This is a genomic window from Imperialibacter sp. EC-SDR9 (assembly GCF_902498805.1).
In the GTDB taxonomy this organism is placed as follows: Bacteria; Bacteroidota; Bacteroidia; order Cytophagales; family Cyclobacteriaceae; genus Imperialibacter.
Map to the genome: position 1 here is coordinate 163,691 of NZ_LR701584.1, position 23,083 is coordinate 186,773.

Genomic DNA, 23,083 nt, shown 5'->3' on the forward strand with positions numbered 1-23,083 from the left:
AGTGTTATTCAAATATGAGATTTTCCTTTTCTTTCAGTTTATTGATGTTAATTGAGGCCAGATACTCTACCACGGGTATGCTTTTCAGAGCCGTAAGGGTACCATCAGGATCAAAAAATCCGCCGTCGTCATTAATCATTATGAGATAATCGAAGTGAGCCAGCTCAGCTAGTAAAAAGCCGGATTTTCCGGCACCTGCCAGGCTCTTATTCTTAAGGAGCCGAAAAGTACTGTATTCCGTTTTAAATAAAAAGTGTGAAATGGTGATTTCACGATCATTGAGAAATTCCACACTGAGTTCCTGCTGTTTTACCAGTCTCACACCAAGCGCACTATTAATATGCCAGGCAAGCTTATACTCCCTGGCTGAAGTGGCCAGGCCAAGTAGCGTGAAGTCATAATTGTACTCAATATGTAACTTTTTGCTCTTCACCTGTGGCTTCCGGAATTTTGGTCATTTCTATTCGGCATCACCTCTTCGGCCCAGCCTGTGAGTATAGCGCACATTTCACTATAATGTGACAGGCGGCGGAGCGTTTACCAACACAAAGTTAGCGTTATTGCGGTAGCCATAAAGGCAAAAAGGGCAAATTCAACGTCGAAAAAACACCGGCTGTCAAATCTTTTTTACTCCCTGAGGGTAATCAATGGCGCACCGCCCCATTCGAAACTAGCAGCATGCATACCAGGCAAAGGAAGCAACAAGAGGAAGCAACCTGCAACACTCCAACAATTCTCCAGCTTGCTAAAGTATCGCTTTAAGGCACCTTCAGGCTATTAAAGCAATGTTTCCCCCAGGCTTGCGCACTCACTTTTAAGTTCAGGTAACCCATTCATTTTCAGCCCCAAAAAGCCCTTTCCGAACCGTTTTTTGCTATCTTTAGCTAAAATTAAGATTGAACGAATTTGTTTGACATTATTGGGGAATATCTATTTCTTTGCAGTGTTTTTTACTAACTAAACATTAAAAAAATGTCTGAAATTGCACAAAAAGTTAAGGCTATCATCGTGGATAAGCTTGGGGTAGAAGAGTCTGAAGTTACTCCTGAGGCAAGCTTCACCAACGACTTGGGTGCTGATTCTCTTGACACAGTAGAACTTATCATGGAGTTCGAAAAGGAGTTCAATATTTCTATTCCTGATGATCAAGCCGAAAATATCACCACTGTAGGACAAGCAATTACATATCTCGAAGAAAACGCAAAATAAATCTCAACCCGGCGGACACCCTTTTATGAATGGCAGAAGAGTAGTAGTTACAGGTCTTGGAGCGCTTACCCCCATCGGCAATAACCTCGAAGAATATTGGAAAGGACTTTCCAATGGAGTAAGTGGTGCGGCCCCTATTACCCGGTTTGATGCCGAAAAATTCAGAACAAAGTTCGCCTGCGAGGTAAAAAACTATGATCCTCTCAATCATTTTGATAGAAAGGATGCAAGAAAGATGGACCCCTTCACTCAGTATGCACTTATAGTGAGTGAAGAGGCCATCAAACATTCAGGTCTTGACCTGGAAAAAGTAGACAAAGATAGGGTTGGGGTGATTTGGGGTGCCGGCATAGGCGGTCTCAAAACCTTTCAGGACGAAGTCACTGATTTTTCACGTGGCGATGGAACACCAAGATTCAACCCATTCTTTATCCCCAAAATGATCGCCGACATAGCTGCCGGCTACATTTCCATCACTTATGGTTTTAGAGGGCCCAATTTCGTAACAGTTTCTGCTTGCGCCTCTGCTACCAACGCCCTCATCGACTCGCTCAATTATATTAAACTAGGCCATGCCGACGTGATTGTTTCCGGCGGTTCTGAAGCCACAGTGTGTGAAGCGGGTGTGGGCGGATTTAACGCACTTAAGGCTCTTTCTGAGCGCAACGATGACCCTGCCACGGCATCCCGTCCGTTCGACAAAGATAGGGACGGGTTTGTATTAGGCGAGGGAGGGGCATGCATCATTCTTGAAGAACTGGAGCATGCCAAAGCCCGTGGTGCAAAAATCTACGCTGAGTTTATTGGCGGCGGCATGTCGTCCGATGCTTACCACATTACTGCTCCGCACCCTGAAGGCTTGGGAGCAAAGAATGTGATGATCAACGCTTTAAGAGATGCCGGCATCAAAACTACAGACGTAGATTATATCAACGTTCATGGTACCTCTACACCACTTGGCGACAAAGGCGAAACGCTGGCGATAAGAGAAGTGTTTGGATCCCATGCCTACAATGTCAACATCAGCTCAACCAAATCCATGACAGGGCACTTACTTGGAGCTGCTGGAGCTATTGAAGCAGTGGCTTCGATCATGGCCATTCAACATCAGCTCGTTCCTCCTACCATCAATCACTTCACTGACGACGAAGAGCTGGACAGCAAGCTGAATTTCACATTCAACAAGGCACAGGCACGCAAAATCGACATCGCACTAAGCAACACTTTTGGTTTTGGCGGCCACAACACCTCCATCATCTTCCGTAAATACGAGGGATAGTGCTGAATCTGGTCAGGCGTCTCAAGTCATTCTTCACCATTTACACAGAAAAGGAACGCTCCCTAAGCAGAGCTGTTAAAACCATTGTCGGCTATTCCCCGATCAATATCCAGTTATACAGGCTGTCGGTGATCCATAGTTCTGCTGCCAAAGAAAATAATAACGGTTTCAAGGAATCAAACGAAAGGCTGGAGTACCTTGGGGACGCAGTGCTGGGCATGATTGTGGCAGAGTATCTCTTTAATAAATACCCTTTCAAAGACGAGGGCTTCCTCACTGAGATCAGGTCACGCATTGTGAACCGGGAGAGCCTCAATGACCTTGCGAGAAAGCTGGGCATTGGCGAGATCATAGAATACGAAGGGGGAGGCCGTAACGGTGTAGGTCATAAGTCGATATACGGCGACACCCTGGAGGCACTCATTGGCGCTGTGTATCTGGACAGAGGCTACCGGTTCTGCCGAAAGTTTGTCATGAACAAGCTGATGAAAAACCACTTCGATATCCAACACATCGTTCGGAACAACCCCAACTATAAAAGCAAGGTCATAGAATGGGCCCAGAAGGAAAACAGGGACATTAGGTTCGAAATTACCGAGCTCAATCAGGACAGTTTTCCCCGCAAGTTTGAGGCACTTGTAATGGTGGATGAAGAACCCTTCGGCAAAGGGTTTGGGTTGAGCAAGAAAAAAGCAGAACAAGATGCAGCTCAAAAAACTTGTGAAATGCTAAACCTGCCATAACTTCGGTTTGTTTTAAGGACGTGTTTGATGAATGAGGGCAGCGAGCTTCACAGGAATGTCATGTTGAGCTTGTCGAAACATAGAATTGGCGTTTGAATCGGTCTTCGACAGGCTCAGACTGACACTCGTTTTCAATTGATAATCCTCTCCTACCAAACACACCTTATCTGGTACTGAATGAACGAATGAAAACACTCAAGCTGGGTGGCGCTACCGTCAACCAAATCCCTTTAGACTGGAAAAACAATAAAGCCAATATCCTGGCCTGTATCGCACAAGCGAAAAAGGAAGGTGTAGAGTTGCTTTGCCTCCCTGAGCTGTGCATCACTGGCTATGGCTGCGAAGATTTGTTTCTGAGCGAATGGCTCCCAGCCAAAGCCATGGAAGTCCTTTTGGAGATTGCCCCGGCTTGTTCCGGCCTGGCAGTCGCCGTTGGCTTGCCCGTACGACATCAAAACAAAACATACAACTGCACCTGCTACATAGTCGACGGTCAAATACAGGGCTTCTACGCCAAGCAAACCCTGGCCAATGAAGGCGTACATTATGAGCCCCGGTGGTTCACACCGGGGCCGCCCTCTACTACCGACACCATTGAAGCCGGAGGTAAGACCTACCCTATTGGCGAGCTAACCTTTCACCTCAAAGACGTACACCTGGGGTTTGAAATCTGCGAAGACGCCTGGCATGACGTGCGGCCAGCCTGCCATCATATGGAAAAAGGCGTAGAGCTCATTCTCAACCCCAGCGCCAGTCACTTTGCCTTTGGTAAAGCCAGCTTCAGGCAAAACCTGGTCGTTGAGAGTTCGAAGAAATTCAATGTGGCCTACCTCTACTGCAACCTATTGGGCAATGAGGCGGGGCGCATGGTGTACGATGGTGATGTGATACTAGCGCAGCATGGAGAGCTACTTTCTTATGGACATCGGCTGTCGTTTGCCAGCTGGAAGCTACAAACCTGTGAGGTCAACTTCAGCAACCCTGAGCGATCGGAACGTCAGTCGATCAAGCCAATAGCGGATCAAAATGAAGAGTTTCCAAAGGCAGCTTCGTTGGCTTTGTTTGACTACATGAGAAAGAGCCGCAGCAAGGGTTTTGTGCTGTCACTTTCCGGTGGCGCCGATTCATCTACCTGCGCTGTGCTGGTGGCCGAAATGGTCAGAAGAGGCACTGAAGAGCTGGGGTTCGATGCCTTCAAAACAAAGCTGGGGTTGCCATCCTCTTTGCCAAACGACAGAAAGACAATTGTCCATAGCATTTTGCAAACGGCCTACCAGGGCACGGTGAATAGCTCCGACGATACTTTCGATTCCGCCAAAGAGCTGGCAGAAAGCATCGGAGCCACTTTCTTCCAATGGCAGATCGACGACGAAGTAAGGGGCTACAGAGAAAAGGTGGAAAAGGCACTGGGTCGGCAGCTTACCTGGGAAAAGGACGACATTGCTTTGCAGAACATACAAGCCCGGGCCCGATCACCGATTATCTGGATGCTGGCGAACATTGCCAATGCGCTACTACTCACCACCAGCAACCGCAGCGAAGGCGATGTGGGTTATGCCACCATGGACGGCGACACTAGTGGCAGCCTGGCGCCTATTGCTGCTGTGGACAAAGAGTTTGTAAAACAATGGCTCAGGTGGGCGCAAAAAGAACTAGGCTACGAAGGCTTGAGAAGAGTGAACAGCCTTACACCAACAGCCGAACTGCGGCCTAAAGAGCAGCACCAGAGCGACGAAACAGACCTAATGCCCTACCATGTGCTGGTCGCCATTGAACGGGAAGGTATCCGCAACCGGAAGTCGCCACTAGAGGTGTTCGAAATTGTGAAAACGCTGAAGCTGGAATCAGACGAATTGCTGAAACAACATATCAAGCGCTTCTTCAGGCTGTGGAGCCGCAATCAGTGGAAAAGAGAGCGCATCGCCCCTGCCTTCCACCTCGACGATTTTAATGTGGACCCCCGCACCTGGTGCCGATTTCCTATTTTATCAGGAGGGTTTGAGGAGGAACTGGAGGAACTTGGTTAGCTTCCACGAAGTTAGTGGTAGCGAGGCAGAAGCCAGTTGATGAACTGCGGTTGAGGAGTGCTGTGTAACTGGCAAAGCCCTTTCGCATGGGGGTTTTAAGAATTAGAACTATTCTTATTAGATTTATAGTTCTTTCATAAACCATTTCTCTTATGATAATCGAAAGAACCAAAGATGAAGTAATAATCAGGCTTCCTGCTACTCTGGATACTAAAGACCTTGAGGAAATGGTTAACTTTTTAAGATTCAAGGAAATTACCGCCACCTCAAAAGCGTCCGAACATGATATTGAAAAACTAAATAAGGATGTAAAGAAAGGCAGGTGGGCCAAACAGAGAGCGAAGTTGCTGGGTGAATGAAAGTTGTTGTAGACACCAACATCGTTTTTAGTGGCCTTTTAAACCCGAAAAGCAGAATTGGCGAACTTCTAATTAAGTCAAAAGATTACTTCACATTTTATTCCCCGGAGTCGTTACTGGAAGAGCTAGAGGAACATCAACAAAAGATCCTCAAAATATCAAAGTATTCAGATTTAGAATATCTGGAAGCCAAGAGCATCATTCTCTCAAAGATTAATGTAGTTGATGATGAATCCATCCCAAAAGAATGCCTCTTAAAAGCTGAAAGCCTATTGACTGCCATTGATCCTGACGACACAATATTCCTGGCCTTGAGCTTCAACCTAAACGCATTCCTTTGGACGGGTGATAAGAAAGTGGCTAATGGGCTGAAAAAGTTGAACGTCGATAAAACCATTTCCACTGAAGATATTTACAAGGCTTATCTGGATCGAGAGTTGAATAAATAGTCGTACAGTCAAATATGTCCTACACAGGAGCAATCTTCTACGAGATTTTTGTTCAGTCCTTTGCTGACTCCAATGGTGATGGCATTGGCGACATCAATGGGTTGACTACCAAACTGGACTACTTGCAAGAGCTTGGCATCACTGCTGTCTGGCTCATGCCCATTTGCCCTTCGCCCAGCTACCATAAGTATGATGTGACCGACTACTATTCGGTTCATCCCGATTACGGCACAGTGGACCACTTCAAAAACTTCGTTTACGAAGCCCATCGTCGTGGCATCAACGTAATCATCGATTTTGTCATCAACCACACCTCCTCTCAGCACCCATGGTTCTTGAATGCCCGCACGGGCATCCACGCAAAGTACCGTGACTATTACATCTGGTCAGACAAAGAGAATGTCGTGGAGCAAATAGAGAAGAAGGAAACCTCAGCAGATTCGGACAATATCCGGCAATGGCACCCAATCAGCACAAAAGACTCAACAGCGCAATACTACTATGGGTTTTTCAATAGTGACATGCCAGACCTGAATCATGACAACCCAGCGGTAAGGAACGAGGTATATGCCATTGGCAAATTCTGGCTGTCGGAAGTTGGCGTTGACGGTTTCAGAATGGACGCAGCCAAGCACATCTTCCCAGACGACAGAGCGGCCGATACACATGCCTTTTGGAAAGCGTTCAGAGCACAAATGCAGTTGGTGAAGCCCGACGTCCATCTTATTGGGGAGGTATGGTCCGATGCCAGAAGTGCCTCACCCTACGCAGCAGGGTTTTCATCGCTGTTCAACTTTGACCTGGCCCAAAGCATCCTCGAATCGGTAGACAAGCGGCAACAGAAAGCAGCAGCGGTAGTCGGCAACTCCTACAAAATAAGTGAAAGCCAGCGACTGGTGGACATCATAAATGAGTCTGCACCGTGGTTTAAAGCGCATAACGAACATTTTCTGGAAGCAAGCTTCCTTAGCAATCACGACCAGAACAGGACAGCGTCCGTTCTGGGCGGCAAGATGGACAAGATAAAGCTGGCTGCTTGCATCCTATTCACACTTCCGGGCATTCCATTCATATACTACGGGGAGGAGCTGGGCATGCTGGGCATAAAGCCGGACGAACACATAAGGGAGCCAATGTTGTGGGACGAAACCGAAAGAGACTCATACCGAACCCGCTGGATAACGCCCCGATACTCTACTGACGAAACAGTTGTTCATGCGACACAACAAATGACTGACAGCAACACTATGCACAGTCTTTACAAACAGCTTATTGCACTCAAGAAAACAGCCCTTTTTTCATTGGGGGCCATTGAAAGTCTGCCACTTGCCGGAGGCAATTTACTGGCGTTTAGCAGAAGGCTGGGGGAAATGCATGCGTTGGTTTATCACAACTTGTCTGCGAAAAAAATATCGATCACAATACCTGTTGGATATAGAGAAGCATTCGTCAGGGGTAAAGTGAAAATATCGAACGACATTCTGACATTGGGTGCCAGGGCTAGTTTGGTTCTCACAAATCCTTAGCCACAAAGTTCGTCTATGGCACCGGGTCGTAGCCACTTCCTCCCCAGGGGTGGCACCTTCCGATTCGCCGGGCGGCCAGCCAACCACCTTTGAAGGGGCCATGTTTGGTAATGGCCTCCTTGGCATACTCACTGCAAGTAGGCGCATAGCGGCAGGACGATGGAAACAGTGGCGAAATGCTATACTGATAAAACTTGATAGGCAAAACAGCCAACCAGATACCCAGCTTTCGAAAAAACGTCCTGCCTCCCATGTCTTAAATTTCCTTTACAACAATCAGTCCGGCCAAAATATCCCCCAGGCTGAAACACTTCCTTTTCACCTTAAATATCGGCATTAATGAGGACTTGTTTGGCAGAGTAACTAAGTTTGAGGTTTCTTTATTTAATTTTCCCAACTAAAGAAACTGAAGTACAACAAATAAAGGAAAATTTGGGTCTGTCCGTGAAATGAAGCTGCCACAGAAAAGGAATATAGGAAAGGATGAACCGGTAATGCAGCTAAAAATCAATGCATTTGCAATTGCCTGCTTTTTTGCGCTGACACTTTTCAGTTGCCTGCCTTCGGCTGCCCAGGATTCAGGCAAAAAGAATAAAACGTCGGCTGCGGACACAGTGCGACAACGTTTTATCAAGGTTGAGAAAATATATATTATCGGCCACAAAAGAACCCGCAAGTCGATCATTACCCGGGAGCTGAGCATCGAGGAGAATGGCATCTACGATTCAACGACCCTGGCCACCACCCTGGAGCTCGACAAACAAAAAATTTTTAACACCCGGCTGTTTAACACCGTGGATGTGACCCTGCTTGAAACCGCCCCCGGGATAGGGAGCGTGCTGGTGAAAGTGGAAGAACGCTGGTACTTCTTCCCTGCCCCTATCTTTCAGCTAGCCGACCGTAATTTTAATGACTGGTGGACAAATCGGGAGCGGGATCTTAGCCGGGTCAACTATGGCGTAAGGGTTGACCAGTACAACCTGCGGGGCATGAATGACCGGCTGCGGTTAATAGCTCAGTTCGGATTTACGAGGCAATTTGACATCACCTACAGCATCCCCTATTTCGACAAACGGCAGCGTCATGGTTTTACAACCGGCGCCTCCTACAACGAGTCCAAGAACGTAGCCTACCAAACCGATAACCACATTCCCACTTTTATCCGGTCGGAAGACTTGATACAAAACCGGTTCAATACCTACCTCCAGTATAGTTACAGAAATGCCTTCTACAACTTTCACTACTTCACTGTTGGATATCAAAAGCTACAGGCAGCCGACACAATACGGCAGCTAAACCCAAACTACTTTGGCATCAATAAGGGGCAACAACAGTTCGTTCATCTCAAATATCAATTTTTAAGAGACAGGAGAGATTTCCGAAATTATCCATTAAAGGGCTACTATATATCCTTCATAGGTGAAAAGGACGGTCTCAGCAATAAGTCAGATGTTAACCTTTGGAGCGGAAAATTGCTCTATGCTAAATTCTGGGATATGGGTAAAGGGTTCTACTTTGCCACAGGCCTTACCGGCCTAGTCTCAGGCCCCTCAAGCCAGCCCTACTCAGTGAACCAAAGTCTGGGCTTCGGCAGAAACTATGTGCGGGGCTTTGAGCTCAACGTGGTAGAAGGGCCGAGGTATGTGCTGAGTAAAAACACTTTCAAGAAGGAGATTTTTAAGACTACGAAAGACATTAGCAGAATCATGCTGATTCCTCAGTTTCAGAAGCTGCCGCTTGCTCTATACGCAAAGGTGTTTTTTGACCTGGGCTACGTGCAAAACTACCCGAACTATGAACTCAACACCCGCCTGAGCAACAAGCTGCTTTATGGCGTCGGCACTGGACTTGACCTCGTTTCTTTCTACGACTTTGTTGTACGAACGGAATACTCCTATAACAGCCAGGGAGACTTTCATTTCTTCCTCAACTTCAAGGCAGAACTGTAATAAGCTTTCATAGCCAAACCTTCAATTACTCTCCTCAGTTTCTTCAAAAACCACAAGCTTTCTCTTCCCTCTTTTATTGACCAAAAACCACTCCCCAACACGTATGCCATTTTCGTAATGACCCTCATACTCCAAAGAGCCATCTTTTCTATAAAATCTCCATAAACCGCTTTCCAAGCCCTCGGTATAAGCTCCTTCCTGCCAAATAGTACCATCATCATAATAAGACGTCCAACTCCTGTTCGGCAGCCCATTTTCATAAGTGCCTTTGCGAATCAGAACACCTTGGTCGTTCATAAAAACCCATTGCCCCTTGTACAAACCCTTTTCATAGACTCCCTTCTTCTCAAGCTGCCCGTTTTCATGATAATAGAAGGCTGAATCAGTGAGCAGTCCATCTTCCCAGGTCTCTTTAGCCATGATAGTTTCATCGGGATAATAGTACATCGCCAGGCCATCGAGCTGGCCAAGGCTGTAATTGATAGTGGCGCTCTTCGTTCCCGACGGGTAGTAAAACACCCACTCTCCTTGCTTACGATGCTCGTCTAATATCCCCTCACTTTTAATACTCCCAGTAGGGTATTTCTCTACTACAGGCTGCGCAAAAAGCGATAAATTAAAAGTAATGAGCCCTATTAGAACATTTAACTTCAATGATTTAGGCACGCCAATCTTGTTTTAACCTCCACATAATTTTGCAAAAGAGAGAGCTTTAGCTAGATTAATACGATGGTTCAAAAGCTTTTACTCTCTGTATGTATTGTTTTTCTCGCACTTAGGGCAGCTGGTCAGGCCGGTGACTACTCCCTGGGTGCCCGAAGCGCCGCCCTGGGAACCACCTCTTCTACACTCACCGATCAGTTCAGTCTTTTCAACAATCCCGCCGGGCTGGCTCAGGCAAACTCACCAGGCGTTTTTGCAAGTTATGAAAATCGCTATCGAATAGAAGATTTTCAAGTGATGGGCGCAGGTGCTTCCATTCCTTTCGGAAAGTTCACCACCGGCGTAGGCTTTTATCGGTTCGGTGGCAAACTCTACACAGAACAGTTGGTAAGTTTAAAAGTGGCCAATAAAATTGGGTTTGTGAGCCTTGGTGGAGGTGTTAGCTATGTGCAGTACAACATCCCAACCATTGGCACCAGGGGTGTATTGGTAGTTGACCTGGGTGGCATAGCGGCAATCAACAAGCACTGGCACCTGGGCGCACATATTTACAACCTCACCCAATCAAAGCTGGTGCCCGGCACTGGTGAAAGGGTGCCGACTGTGATGAAGCTTGGAGTTTCGTACCGACCCATTACAGCGTTCATGGTCAATATGGAAGTATCCAAAGACATTAACTACAAGCCGATAGCAAGAGCAGGGATGGAATACTTCATCATTCCACAGCTTGCGCTGAGAACCGGCTTCAGCACCGGCCCCTTTATTTCCTGCTTCGGCCTTGGGTTTAAGCCGGGCAAATTTCAAATAGACTACGCCTTCAGGAATGATGCAAGATTGGGAGAACTGCACCAAATGTCAGTGATTTATGCTTTCGCCCCTAAAAAATAGCCTGACAGGCATTGCCTTTTGCCTCTTGTGTTGCTTACAGCTACATGCACAGCAGTCGCCGCCTGAACCACCGGCCGAGGACATCGATCTATATGCCTTTGTACAAGAGCTCTTTGCCATACAGGACGAAGACGTCAACTATGATGACTTGTACGAGTCCTTGTTTCAGCTTTACACCAGTCCGATTGACATCAATCTTGCCAGTTTCGAAGAGCTCTCATCTTTTTACATTTTAAGCCCTATTCAAATAGAAAGCCTGCTCAACTACCGGAAGCTCAACGGGCCACTTCTTTCCCTTTATGAGCTACAGGCAGTACCTAATTTTGATCTGGCGACCATCAGAAACATCAGGCCCTTCGTTACCGTTTCGGGAGCAGGCAGCAAACAAGGGAAGTCACTTTTTCAGCGTGTGGTAAATGAAAAGAACAACTACCTGCTGCTGCGAACGGAGCGGACTCTTGAAACAGCCAGGGGCTACACCCAGGCGGATACCGCCACCAATGGTGATCTGAGTAGCAGGTATGCCGGAAGCCCCTACAAGCACTACGCCCGCTTTCGGGTAAGTCATCCCAACGATTTTAGTTTTGGTTTCACAGTGGAGAAAGATGCAGGCGAGGAGTTGGCCTGGAATCGATCGAGACATGCCTACGGTGCCGATTTCTATTCTTTTCATGGGCAATTGAAAAACCAGGGCAATTTCAAGGCCATCAATATTGGTGACTACCAACTTCAAATGGGACAGGGACTGGTGTTTGGAGCAGGATTTGCCGCTGGCAAAGGTGGAGAAACCCTACTGACAGTCAAAAGAAACTCTACTGGGTTACTCCCCTACACCTCCGTTCTGGAAACTGGTTTTTTCCGAGGGGCTGCCGCTACCTATTCATTCGGTAAATGGGAGTTTACCGGTATTGCCTCCCGACTCCGACAAGACGGCACCGTGCGAACAGACACCATCACCGACGGCCCTGAAGCCTACATCTCTTCCATTCTCAACACAGGCTTCCACCGAACCGAATCGGAAATAAATGGCAAAGGTCAGGTGGTGGAGCATGACGTGGGAGGCAACCTGCAATACAAAAGCGGCACTTTTCAATTTGGTCTCAACACTTTGTACACCCAATTCAGTACACCTATTCAAAAAACGCCTGCACTGTACAACCAGTTTGAGTTTTCAGGCCGAGCTAACCATATCAGCAGCCTGTATTTCTCCAAGCTCTGGCAAAACACACAGTTTTTCGGCGAAGCAGCCAGGTCCAGTTCAGGAGGTTGGGGGGCTATTGGCGGCCTTATGGTGAGCATCACCAATAGTCTTGGTGCCAGCATGGTAGCGAGAAACTACCAGCAGGACTTCCACAGCTTTTATGCAAGATCCTTTGGAGAGGCCTCAAGAAATGTGAATGAAAAAGGCATCTATTGGGGCATCAAATGGCGAGCTGCATCAAAGCTATTGTTCACTGCCTATTATGACAAGTTTAGCTTTCCCTGGCTGCGCTACAATACCGACGCTCCTTCGGATGGGAACGAATTCCTTGCCATGGCCACTTACAGTTTCAGCAAGTTGACGAAATTTTATGTACAACTAAGACAACAGACCAAAGGCGAAAATGGCGAAATACTTGCGAATAATTTACAGGTGCCGGTTGAAACCAAAAAAGGAAACATAATCCTCAATCTGGATCATGACACGGGCCACCTGCTAAGCTTCAAATCCCGGCTACAGCTAAGCAGGTACGAAAAAGAAGAAGTGGTGAGCACAGGATTTGCGATCATCCAGGATTTGAATCTTACGCTACCAAAATGGAGGTTCAGCTCACGTGTAGCCTTGTTCGACACCGACGACTATAGCAATCGGCAATATGTGTATGAAAAAGATGTGCTTTATGCCTTTTCTATTCCTGCATACACGGGCAAAGGCATCAGAACTTACCTGCTCGCTCAGTACAAAATCGGTGATAAAGTTACCATATGGGGGCGATGGGCGAAATTTTCCTACATGAATACCAAAAGTACGGGGTCCGGTTTGCAAGAGATAAATGGCTCTTTAAAAAATGATTTTAAAGTACAAATAAAGGTGGCCCTCTGGTGAATTCTACTCTAAAGTTATTTTTTACAGTTATTTGATTGGTTTACAATTGAATTAGTTAACCTATTTTTTTCAAATACGTCAATAAAGCTTCTTTACGATTTCATGCAATGTTTTATTTAATGTTATTTTTTTTATATTTACTGAAAGTAAAACAGCATTACTTCTATGATAATGGAGTTTACGGATATGAAGGAGCTAATAGTTATTGATGATGACCCGATCAATAATTTCATTTGTAAAAAAATGATTGAAGAGATTTCCGGCGATTTCAAAATCAGAAGTTTTGAAAGTGCAGTTGAAGGGTTAGCCTATCTATCCTCCCTGGATCCGAACGCACAGAGCTATCCAACGCATATTATGCTGGATTTGAATATGCCGCAGTATAACGGCTGGCAATTCCTTTCTGACTATCAACGATTAAACCTTCATCAAACTCACCATACCTGCTTATATGTGGTAAGCTCCACGATTCTGAGAGATGAAATTGAGAAGATTAAAGAACTGTCATTTGTAACTGACTTTATATCTAAGCCATTGACTGTCTACAAGTTAAAAAAGCTTGTAGAAAACGAAGACTTGCCGTGAACCAGGTGACTGTAAGTGCAATGGCAATCTCACAGAAGGTTGTGATTGCAGAGATTCCTTACCCTACCGGCTATTTTTGAGCATTGTGGAACTTTCATGGAGACTATCGTATTTATATGTATATACATTAAGTATTGATACCTCCATGACATCCACATTACTACAAAAGGAAACCCCCACCGACTTCGATATACATCCGCTTATTAAAGAAAGGTGGAGCCCAAGATCCTTCTCACAAAAAAAGGTGAGCCGTGATGCCGTCAACCAACTTCTTGAAGCCATGCGCTGGGCCCCCTCTGCCATGAACGAACAACCCTGGGAGGTACTGGCTGCACAAAAAGGCACAAAAAGCCATGACACACTAGCGAAGACACTTGCTCCGGGTAATCAGCCCTGGGCACCAGATGCCCCCGTGTTACTGCTGGTGATGGCACGCACTACTTACAGCAATGGCGCCCCAAATCATTCTGCGCTGTATGACCTGGGTTTGGCAGTCGGCAATTTAAGTGTTGAAGCTACTCATCTCGGGCTTTCGCTCCATCAAATAGGCGGATTTGACAGGGCCGTGGCCAGAGAATCATTCAACCTCCGTGAAAACCTTCAGCCAGTAGTAATGATTGCTGTTGGCTATCGGGACAGCCATGAGAGCCTGCCTGAAGCCCTGCGGCAGCGAGAGCTGGCTCCCAGAAAGCGGAAGAAAATTGAAGAGTTTGCTGTGATCGATTTTTAATTGCTTCCGGCAGTCATAAGTCAACAACGATGGTTTAATAAAGCTGCCACTCCGTTATATTTAAAACCAGGTAGCTTTATTGATTCATGATATACGAGAAGCGAGATCCGGCGCCACATTTGCGGCAAGTAGTGAAGAACTATTGGCGGGTAGACAGCGAAGGTGACAAAACCATTACTACCCAAAAAATCATCCCCGATGGGTACCCGGAGATTATCTTACACTATGGCTCGCACTTCGAAATCTGCCTCTGCAAAACATGGCAACCCCAGGCATTGCACCTTCTCGCCGGACAAATAAAAAAACACTTCTTTCTTAGAAACACCGGCGCTTATGGCATGATTGGAATCAAGCTGATGCCCACCACTTTGGCCAAATTGTTTGGCCTTTCAATGCATGCTCTTACAGACAAAGTGGTGAATTTCCACGAAGTGGCGAATGGCAAATTTTTGGAGCTTGAATCAATCGTTTCTCAGAGTCCTGAAAGCTCACAGGTTTTCGAAAGAATAGACAGTTGGTTCAGTTCAGTGAGCACGGAGTATAAAAACGATACTTCCAGGGCCGAACAGGCATTGCAAGTCGTCTTCGAAAGCGGGGGAACCAGGCAGGTCGGCGAGCTGGCAGTGGGAGTTGGCATTAGCGAAAGGCAGTTAGAAAGGCTTTTTCAGCAACATGTAGGGTTATCACCTAAGTACTACTCCCGAATCATCAGGTTCAATAAAATATTTGACCTGATGCAAAACCAAGATCCGGCATGGGTGCAATTGGCGCTAGATTCCGGCCATTTCGACCAGTCTCATTTTATCAGGAATTTCAAAGCATTTACCGGGGAAGAACCCACAGGCTACCTTTTCAACGAAGAAAACATGGCCAATTTCTTCCTTCACAAATAGATGTCGGGTTTTTACAATACAAAATGCTTTCGCTTAGCTAATGTTGAATAAAAAACTATGAAGTCAATCCTGACCATTACTCTGCTCCTATCGACAGCCTCGTTGTCATATGCACAATCGGCAAACGCCGCTTCTGCCAAAAATTTTAAAAAGCTCTCATGGCTGGAAGGCACCTGGGACCGCACAAATGTAAAGCCAGGAAAAAGTGCTCATGAAAGGTGGGAAAGGGACAGCAAAACAAAGTGGATAGGGTTCGGAGTTTCTCTGCAGGGAGAAGACACTACGTTTTTGGAAAAACTGAGCATTGTGGTTGAAAATGGGGGTATTTATTACATAGCCGACGTGCCAGAGAATAAGGCACCTGTGCTATTTCAGTTCATCCAACTTAGCGATCAGGGCTTTGTTTGTGAGAATCCAACCCACGATTTTCCAAAGAAGATCGCCTACAAGCTAGAGGGAGACAGGCTGGAGGTTCAGATATCCGGGGATGGGCAAGCTGTGGACTTTGAATTTGTAAAGAGAGAATAAAAAAAGGGGCCTCCGCCCCTTTTTTATTCTCCATCAATAACACCATCAATTGGAAAGTTCCGATGGCCAGGTTTTGCTGTCTGTTCGTGTCAGGACAGTGGTACCGGCGTCTCCATAATCGTTAGACCAGTCAATCGTCAGGCTTGTGCCATCGTTGTTTTTAATAACGAAAGTGTAAATAAGACCGTATTGATCGGAGCCAGTAAGGCTAATCTTGTTACACACATCCACCAACCTCACTCCTACTGCAGGCGTATCGTCCCAGGCGCAGTCATACTGACCAAACGTAGCATCAGATACGGCGTACCTGCCGCCACCAAGGGCCGTGAGTGCGCCAGTGCCTGTAACGGGATTGCTACAGTTGCCAGCCGCCCCACCAGGACCAGCTGCGATCACAGTTGTAGAAAAGTCAAACGTTCCGCCAAGATCGGAAGCGCAGGCAATCGACCAGCGCACGTTACAACCCCCGAAGGATGGCTGAGCAGGCTGTTGACACAAATCGCTATTCAGCGCTACTGTGAAAGTTCTTCCATCAGCAGAGTGTATTGGGAAAGTTAGATTGAAGCCATCGCCAACTTTAAAGAAGCTCAAATCCACACCAAGAGACTCCGCCGCAGAGGCTGCTGTAAGGGCAAAGGTAGATGGAAAGGTAGTAACCTCGCCAACCTTCACTGCATCGTACACTTTATCAACGTACACATCCTCCAGCTCATTGTAGGTACCATCTTTCTCAGTAAATGTTAGCATGATATCAACACTCGACACCTCTGTCACGTCAAACCCGTCCACATCAATGGTAAACTCCACTTCTTCAGAAGCCAAAGGGTTCAGGGCATTGAAGAAGTTTTTATCGGGATTCACCGAAATCTTCGTCACCGCTCCAATATTATCGTTGATATCCGGCGCCGGATTCCAGTCCTCGTCCTGGCAGCCGTTCAATAGGATGAGCCAGGCAAATACTACAGTTAATATGCTTATTTTCTTCATGTTCGTTCGCTTTTAAAGTTAGTTAGCATCCCAGAAAATTGGTTCACTCACCAAAGGCACCGGATTAGGAGCATTCGGATTAGACGAAAGCTCTCCCGGAGGATAGGGAAGCCTCAAAGGGAATGGACCACTGGGAGCAAGAGAGGCCGGCTGATTGTTTGGCATTCCTGTACGACGATAGTCGGTGTAAGACTCAAATCCATTGCCATAGCTGGCATAGAATTTCTCAGTCATTACAATGTTCAGCCTTTGGTTATTATTTCCGGCAGCCGCATAAGCTGCTGAAATATCATCCAGATAGTCGTCAACATCCGCCTGATCCATTGCTGTCGCATTGTTAGGATCAATTGCCAGGCCAAAAGCCTCCACTTTGCTGAAAGAGTCCTCGATGCCCTTTACCGTAAGTGCCAAAGGATCGCCTGGTGTCCCCAGCGTAATGGCCGCTTCAGCCAGCATAAATGATACATGGAAATTAGTCAGCCAGGGCATAATACCAGCACCGGTGCCGTGCCCTCTGTCAAACCTGCGCTCCCCGCCACCAGGGCCTACATCGTAAGAGCCGCCTATCGGATATACGCCAAAAGTTGCCCTGATTGTGTTATCACCAGGGATACCTGACGGATCTCCATGGTCTCTGCCAATATAACCGTTGGCCGCAGCGCCCAATGCAGGCAGGCCATTTGAAGGCTCTTGCCCGCCAAGCCACCCATACACACAATCGCTCCTTTGGGAACAAGGCTGCGTCTGGAAGTCCAGGTCATCATCTTCTCCCTGTCTGAAAATGTAGAATGGCAAACGGGGATCATTCTTGGCAATCAAATTGTACATGAAGTAGTTGTTCATGTATTGCGTTTTGCTGCCGGGGATGTACTCCTGCTGATAAATGGGGTGCTGGTTCATTGGAGACACGGAAGACCCAAACGTAAACTGAAAATCGTCAGCATTGCTCGATATAAAATTGTTCTCCGTTATCAGCGTTTCAATGCCTGCCTTCGATCTAGCGGCATCGACTAGACGGATGTTGAGCAGTAAACGGAGTTTAAGCGTATTCGCTGCCTTCACCCACTTGCTGTAATTTCCACCGTAAATCAAATCGCTTGAAACTGGTGACTCGCTGTTATCAATGGCTTCCTTCAGGTCAGCCTTTGCAACATCTACCAAATCAATGATGTGGTCGTAAACAGCTGCGTCGTCTTCGTAATGCGGAAACAATACGTCCTCACCCTGTAGTGCTTCTGTATAAGGCACGTCGCCCCAGGTATCCACCAACACCATGTACAGGTAGGCCTTCATTACTTTGGCAATACCAGAGTAACCTTTGAATCCTGCTTCTTCTCCCTGCTTGACAATTGTTTGCAAGTCTTTAAGCGCCTGATCAAACATCGAATTAAAATCGTTGGAGAAGTTAGCACCGGTGATATTGTAGGTGCTCTGGTTCAACCTTGTGTAGTGCTGAATAAATGCAGATGCATTTTCCTGCACGTTCCTGGTCGTCCAAAAACCAGCCGACAGCTGTGCTGCTGGCAATAGCAGGTTCAATGACGCTTCTGACGGGTTGTTCGGGTCAGTGTTTATATCCAGGAAATCTGATCCACACGACATACTAAATATCGTCAGCATCACTATCCCTGCCTTTGAAAGTCTATTTCTTAAAATCTTCATATTCTCTTCAATTAAAAAGTGAATCTTAGGTTAACACCATATCTCCTTGTCGTTGGGATAATTCCCAGGTCGATGCCCTGGGCGTTACCGCTCTGAAATGCACTCAATCCCTCCACATTACCCGTTCCCAGGGAGTTTGTTTCTGGATCAAAATTGAGGTCATCTGGGAAATTGAGGGCTTTGAACCATAGATTTCTACCTGACAACGAGATGTTAGCAGAACCAAAAGGTGTCTTGTTCAGGAGAGTCTTTGGCAAAGAATAGCCAAGAGAAATTTCCCTTAAACGTATAGTGCTTGCGTCAAACACAGAGAACTCTTCTGGCCCTGAGCTCCCGAATGTGTTGATAAAGTACCAGTCGTTGACAGTAAGTGACGTTGTATTAGGAATAGTATTTCCGTTGTCATCGAGCTTCGCACTTTGCGTGCTTGGATCGCCTACAACACCGGGAATTACAACCGTTACCTCACGGCCTCTTGGGCCTTCTGGCACCGTACCAGTTGTTAGGCCTCGGCCGTATACCTGATTGTAGGTTCCCGACCACATGTCGCCACCATCACGATAATCGAAGAGTACGTTCAGTGTTATTCCTTTAAAACTGAAGCTGTTAGTAACACCCAAAATATAATTAGGGTTAGGGTCTCCGATGATTTGCTCCTCAGATGATTGAATGAGCTTTCCTGTGGCAGGATCAACTAACAATTGACCGTCTTCAGATCTGGCAGCTACAGAGCCTTTGATCTGACCATATGGCAAACCTACAGCATGAACAACCCTTACGCTATTACCGAAGCCATTGATAAACACTTCATCCAGGCCTTCTGTCAGCTCTTCAACCACGTTACGGTTGCGGGTAAACGAAGCAAAAATATTCCAGTTGAAGCCGTTGGCCAGCGATACTGGCGTGAGATCCAGGCCAACTTCGATTCCCTTGTTGCTCACTTTACCGATATTGGACACGGCACTGTTAAAGCCAGAAGTCGACGGCACAGTAATGGCCACAATCTGGTCAGTAGTGTTTCGGTTATAATAGGTAAAGTCTATTCCGACCTTGTTTTTGAACAACCTCAGATCGGTACCGATTTCATATTCAGTAGTAAATTCAGGCGTTAACAGCCCATTGCCCAAACCGCCGGAAACAGTTTGTCCGTTGGTTCCAATGAAAGGAAAATCAACAAAGGCAATATTGTTACCAAAACCTGGCCCGGACGGGTTGGTATTGAACAACACTGACTGTGTGAGATATGGCGACGGGTCACTACCCACTTTGGCAACGCCTACCCTTATTTTTCCGCTATTCAGGATATCGTTAGAAATATTCAAGGCATCAGTGAAAATGAAGGATGAGCTTGCGCCTCCGTAGAAATAGCTTCTCTTGTCTTTAGGCAGCGCCGAGGTCAAATCATTCCGACCTGTTAGGTTAAGGAAAAGGTAGTCCTTGTATGAGAAGGAAAGGTCAGCAAGGAAAGCCTGGTAGGCTCGTTCAGATTTATTTCCTCCAAAAGGCGTTACGCTCTGGGTGTTGTCAAGGTCGTTGATGCCATCAACGATAATACCCACGCCCTGAAATGCCTGGCGATCCACCGTTCTCAAGTTTGCGTTGTGACCAACGATGGCCTTCAACCCAATATTCTCAGACAAGTCTCTTGAAACCGTGATAAGTAAGTTACCATCCAGCTCCATCCTTCTCAGGTCGTCTTTGATGATTCTACCTGTAGGGAATGCGGTATTTGTTCTTGGAAGCACTTCCAGTTTGCGATCGGTAAAGCCGTTAAATCCAACTTTATATGTCACGTTCAACCACTCGAAAACGTCGTAGCCGATATTGAAATTTCCGAAGTACCTGTCCACATCGCTGGTATGTGGCGCATGGTAGGCCAGAAAGTAAGGGTTGTCGTTGTCAGGGCGATAGAATGCCTGATTGCCATTGGCATCCTGATAAGGCAGCCCTTTTACATTGACGTTTGGTGGTGTGAAAAGCAGACGCTGTGTGACAGATGGCCCGCCTGAGAACAAACCTGTTGACGGAGGCGAGGTAAGGTCAGTATTCACATAAGTCATGCTACCGCCAATGAAAATGCCATTGTCCAGTGTGGTGTTGCCACCAAAGTTCATGCTGGTTCTGGTCACTTCGTTGTTGATGACAATTCCCTGGTTGTTCATTCTGGAAAGACCGGCCACAAAATTGGCTTTGTCATTGCCTCCTGAGATATTCACGGCAGTTTCAAGCACTCCGCCGGTCTGGAAAAAATCCTTAGGGGTATTGTAAGCGCCAAGAAGCACTGAATCGCTGCCAAACTCAGGAAAGTAAGGCGTATTGTTAGGGTTGTTATAGCGGTCGTATGGGTGAGCTACCCAGGGACGCCCTGTGGCTGGATCTATACTTTTGATCAGGTCGGCATTCTCCTTTACCTGCCATGCAGGCGAATTCAAATCGAATGGGGCACCCCATGTGCCGAAGTTACCATCAACGTAAAGGAAGTTGTTTCCCTGCGTATACTGGGTTTGATAATCAGGCAAATTGGATACTTTCTCAGTGGAATAAGAAGTGTTTACACTGATTTCCATTCCCTTACGGGTTCCTTTCTTACCAGCTTTAGTTGTTACCACAATCACACCATTCGCAGCCCTTGAGCCATAGAGAGCCGCAGCTGCAGCACCTTTCAACACTGTCATCGACTCGATGGTGTTGGGGTCAAGGTCAAAAGAACGGTTGGACGTAGTGGTTTGGCTGGTAAATGAGCCAGTGGCATAGGTGGTGTTGTCAAAAGGCACACCATCCACTACCCATAGTGGCTGGTTGTTTCCCAAGAGGGAAGAGGCTCCCCTGATGGTGATGTTTGAACCCTGGCCTGCCGCACCACCTGCGCCAATGATGTTGACGCCGGGTATTTTACCCTGCAAGGCTCTCAAAGCATCGGGCTCAGATTTTTGAGCAATCTGGTCGCTCTTCAGCTCTGTTACAGCATAACCAAGTGCTTTCTTCTCCCGCTCAATGCCAACTGCTGTCACAACAACTTCAGAGAGTTGTTTCACGTCGGACTCCATCGTTGCGTCGATAACGGAACGGGAGCCGATTTCAGTTTCCTGGGACAAAAGACCAATAAATGAAAAAACCAATGTCCCTCCCGATGAAGGAACGGTGATTTTGTAATTACCGTCAATATCAGTGACGGTACCAGTTGCCGTGCCTTTCAGCACCACGTTCACACCGGGTAGCTCTGTGCCGTCTTCGGCTGAGACTACCTTACCGGATACGGTTCGGTCCTGCGCCCAAACATGGGTTAATGCTGTCGCAGTAAACAAAAATGTAATCAGTAGAATTTTTCTCATAAGAAAATAATTGGATTGTAGTTAAAAATGATTGTGGCTATTAAGCCATTCGATACATACAGGTTATGCATGTCACCTCGCTGTCCTTGGTTTTCGCTGCCGGAAAGAGTCCGCTACCTTAGCGGAAGTATCCAAGCTCAAATGTCAGCGAAGTGTTGCGTGATTAATTCCCCCTATTTGTGGGATTTTAAAATATGGAGCGTTCAATAATTCCAACAGAAAGCATGTTTCATTGAAAATACTATAATGAAAGTCCGCTTGAGAAAGCATGTGTACAAAGGAAAATTCCTTTGCAGGGGGAATAGAGCAAGCTGGAAAAGAAAAAAGCCTCTATAGAGGCTTTTTTCTTATTGTATATTCAGGTTGAAACTTAGATGTACTTGTTGTGTCGGCCTATCTCAATGGCGTTGGCCTTCGATTTTACTCCCAGCTTGATGTAAATGTTCTTGATATGGGTCTTGATGGTTTCCCTGTGAACGAATAATTCATCGGCAATTTGGGAATAGCTCTTGCCCTCGGCCAGTTTTTCCAGCACTTCAGTTTCCCTTCGGGAAAGCGGTGAGTCTGTGTTCCGTTGGAAAGATTCAATAACCATACGTGATATTTCTTTGGAAAGAGGGGCGCCTCCCTGTAGCACTTCATCAATACCGTCAAGGAGATCGCTGTAGCTAACAGCCTTAGCCATGAACCCGGCAGCGCCTGCATTGAACGATTGAAAAACTGATTCTTTATCGGTATGCAGCGACACCACTATGATATTGGCCTTCGGGAGCTTCTTCTTGATGCGCCCAATGCCCTCAATGCCACTCATACCCGGCAGCTCCAAGTCCATCAATACTACATCCGGTGCGTCGCTTTCGATATTATCCAGAGCCTCTTCGCAAGAAGTATAGGTGTTCACGACGTGGTATTTAGAAATACTGTCGATCAGTATCTTGTAGCCTTCTTTGATAACAAAGTTATCTTCAACAATGCAGATCTTGGTAGGAATGGTTGTCATAGTGTTTGACCACATACAATAAAAATTAGGCTAACTGGAAAGCAGCTATATCAAGCAAATCGATCACGGCCATAAAATACGGTTGGAATATGACCTTACTTACGCTTGGTAACAGCTTAGAGTTGCCTGACCCTCTACCGTAAACAGGGGGATTTTTGCTCCCCCTTGTATAAAGTTTTAATCAAATA

21 protein-coding genes are annotated in these 23,083 nt (G+C 46.5%); 14 read left to right on the forward strand and 7 right to left on the reverse strand.

The window, feature by feature from the left end; all coding sequences use genetic code 11:
- Positions 1-4 precede the first annotated feature (4 nt).
- Entirely contained in the window at positions 5-433 is a 429-nt protein-coding gene (locus GC130_RS13445) for an IPExxxVDY family protein (protein ID WP_151998839.1), read from the reverse strand.
- 539 nt (positions 434-972) lie between these two features.
- On the opposite strand from GC130_RS13445, the gene GC130_RS13450 reads away from it, so the two are divergent.
- The 7 genes from GC130_RS13450 (at position 973) to GC130_RS13480 (ending at position 7,592) form a co-directional block, all read left to right on the forward strand.
- Complete coding sequence (locus GC130_RS13450; RefSeq protein WP_151998840.1) at positions 973-1,209, forward strand: acyl carrier protein; 237 nt, start codon at positions 973-975, stop codon at positions 1,207-1,209.
- A 25-nt stretch (positions 1,210-1,234) separates the two neighbouring features.
- Positions 1,235-2,488, forward strand: coding sequence for a beta-ketoacyl-ACP synthase II (gene fabF / locus GC130_RS13455; RefSeq protein WP_151998841.1), 1,254 nt, complete (start codon positions 1,235-1,237; stop codon positions 2,486-2,488).
- Positions 2,488-3,231 (forward strand): ribonuclease III, encoded by a 744-nt coding sequence (gene rnc, locus GC130_RS13460; RefSeq protein WP_226940471.1) that lies wholly within the window; start codon positions 2,488-2,490, stop codon positions 3,229-3,231. Before fabF ends, rnc begins: the two co-directional genes overlap by 1 nt.
- 185 nt (positions 3,232-3,416) lie before the next feature.
- Positions 3,417-5,258 (forward strand): NAD(+) synthase, encoded by a 1,842-nt coding sequence (gene nadE, locus GC130_RS13465; protein ID WP_151998842.1) that lies wholly within the window; start codon positions 3,417-3,419, stop codon positions 5,256-5,258.
- 152 nt (positions 5,259-5,410) lie between these two features.
- Positions 5,411-5,617, forward strand: coding sequence for a hypothetical protein (locus tag GC130_RS13470; protein ID WP_151998843.1), 207 nt, complete (start codon positions 5,411-5,413; stop codon positions 5,615-5,617).
- On the forward strand, positions 5,614-6,066 hold the full coding sequence (locus tag GC130_RS13475; protein ID WP_151998844.1) for a putative toxin-antitoxin system toxin component, PIN family: 453 nt from the start codon (positions 5,614-5,616) through the stop codon (positions 6,064-6,066). The genes GC130_RS13470 and GC130_RS13475 overlap by 4 nt, the downstream gene beginning before the upstream one ends.
- Positions 6,067-6,080: 14 nt before the next feature.
- Positions 6,081-7,592: an alpha-amylase family glycosyl hydrolase gene (locus GC130_RS13480; protein WP_151998845.1), complete on the forward strand. Its 1,512-nt coding sequence runs from the start codon at positions 6,081-6,083 to the stop codon at positions 7,590-7,592.
- 13 nt (positions 7,593-7,605) lie between these two features.
- Here GC130_RS13480 and yidD read toward each other — a convergent pair whose 3' ends face one another.
- Positions 7,606-7,845: a membrane protein insertion efficiency factor YidD gene (yidD, locus tag GC130_RS13485; RefSeq protein ID WP_151998846.1), complete on the reverse strand. Its 240-nt coding sequence runs from the start codon at positions 7,843-7,845 to the stop codon at positions 7,606-7,608.
- Between the two features lie 241 nt (positions 7,846-8,086).
- On the opposite strand from yidD, the gene GC130_RS13490 reads away from it, so the two are divergent.
- On the forward strand, positions 8,087-9,541 hold the full coding sequence (locus GC130_RS13490) for a POTRA domain-containing protein (RefSeq protein WP_193217855.1): 1,455 nt from the start codon (positions 8,087-8,089) through the stop codon (positions 9,539-9,541).
- A gap of 21 nt (positions 9,542-9,562) precedes the next feature.
- Here the strand turns inward: GC130_RS13490 and GC130_RS13495 are convergent, their stop codons facing one another.
- Positions 9,563-10,207: a toxin-antitoxin system YwqK family antitoxin gene (locus GC130_RS13495; RefSeq protein WP_151998848.1), complete on the reverse strand. Its 645-nt coding sequence runs from the start codon at positions 10,205-10,207 to the stop codon at positions 9,563-9,565.
- Between the two features lie 63 nt (positions 10,208-10,270).
- Between GC130_RS13495 and GC130_RS13500 the strand changes: the two genes are divergently transcribed.
- The 6 genes from GC130_RS13500 to GC130_RS13525 all read left to right on the forward strand — a co-directional run bounded on the left by GC130_RS13500 (position 10,271) and on the right by GC130_RS13525 (position 15,914).
- The gene (locus GC130_RS13500; protein ID WP_151998849.1) at positions 10,271-11,092 is read left to right on the forward strand and encodes a hypothetical protein; all 822 of its coding nucleotides are present in this window, start codon (positions 10,271-10,273) and stop codon (positions 11,090-11,092) included.
- On the forward strand, positions 11,070-13,178 hold the full coding sequence (locus tag GC130_RS13505; protein ID WP_151998850.1) for a helix-hairpin-helix domain-containing protein: 2,109 nt from the start codon (positions 11,070-11,072) through the stop codon (positions 13,176-13,178). The genes GC130_RS13500 and GC130_RS13505 overlap by 23 nt, the downstream gene beginning before the upstream one ends.
- A gap of 186 nt (positions 13,179-13,364) precedes the next feature.
- Positions 13,365-13,763 (forward strand): response regulator, encoded by a 399-nt coding sequence (locus tag GC130_RS13510; protein WP_193217856.1) that lies wholly within the window; start codon positions 13,365-13,367, stop codon positions 13,761-13,763.
- A 145-nt stretch (positions 13,764-13,908) separates the two neighbouring features.
- Positions 13,909-14,493, forward strand: a complete 585-nt coding sequence (locus GC130_RS13515) for a nitroreductase family protein (RefSeq protein WP_151998852.1) — start codon at positions 13,909-13,911, stop codon at positions 14,491-14,493.
- Positions 14,494-14,579: 86 nt separating this feature from the next.
- Complete coding sequence (locus tag GC130_RS13520; RefSeq protein WP_151998853.1) at positions 14,580-15,386, forward strand: helix-turn-helix domain-containing protein; 807 nt, start codon at positions 14,580-14,582, stop codon at positions 15,384-15,386.
- 57 nt (positions 15,387-15,443) lie between these two features.
- Complete coding sequence (locus GC130_RS13525) at positions 15,444-15,914, forward strand: DUF6265 family protein (RefSeq protein ID WP_151998854.1); 471 nt, start codon at positions 15,444-15,446, stop codon at positions 15,912-15,914.
- A 45-nt stretch (positions 15,915-15,959) separates the two neighbouring features.
- On the opposite strand, the gene GC130_RS13530 is transcribed toward GC130_RS13525, so the two are convergent.
- The 4 genes from GC130_RS13530 to GC130_RS13545 all read right to left on the reverse strand — a co-directional run bounded on the left by GC130_RS13530 (position 15,960) and on the right by GC130_RS13545 (position 22,910).
- On the reverse strand, positions 15,960-16,901 hold the full coding sequence (locus GC130_RS13530) for a hypothetical protein (RefSeq protein WP_151998855.1): 942 nt from the start codon (positions 16,899-16,901) through the stop codon (positions 15,960-15,962).
- 18 nt (positions 16,902-16,919) lie between these two features.
- The gene (locus tag GC130_RS13535; protein WP_151998856.1) at positions 16,920-18,563 is read right to left on the reverse strand and encodes a SusD/RagB family nutrient-binding outer membrane lipoprotein; all 1,644 of its coding nucleotides are present in this window, start codon (positions 18,561-18,563) and stop codon (positions 16,920-16,922) included.
- An 11-nt stretch (positions 18,564-18,574) separates the two neighbouring features.
- Positions 18,575-21,895 carry a SusC/RagA family TonB-linked outer membrane protein gene (locus GC130_RS13540; RefSeq protein ID WP_151998857.1) on the reverse strand — a complete coding sequence of 1,107 codons (3,321 nt, stop codon included), beginning with the start codon at positions 21,893-21,895 and terminating at the stop codon, positions 18,575-18,577.
- Positions 21,896-22,265: 370 nt separating this feature from the next.
- Positions 22,266-22,910 (reverse strand): response regulator transcription factor, encoded by a 645-nt coding sequence (locus tag GC130_RS13545; RefSeq protein WP_226940472.1) that lies wholly within the window; start codon positions 22,908-22,910, stop codon positions 22,266-22,268.
- Positions 22,911-23,083: the final 173 nt, after the last annotated feature.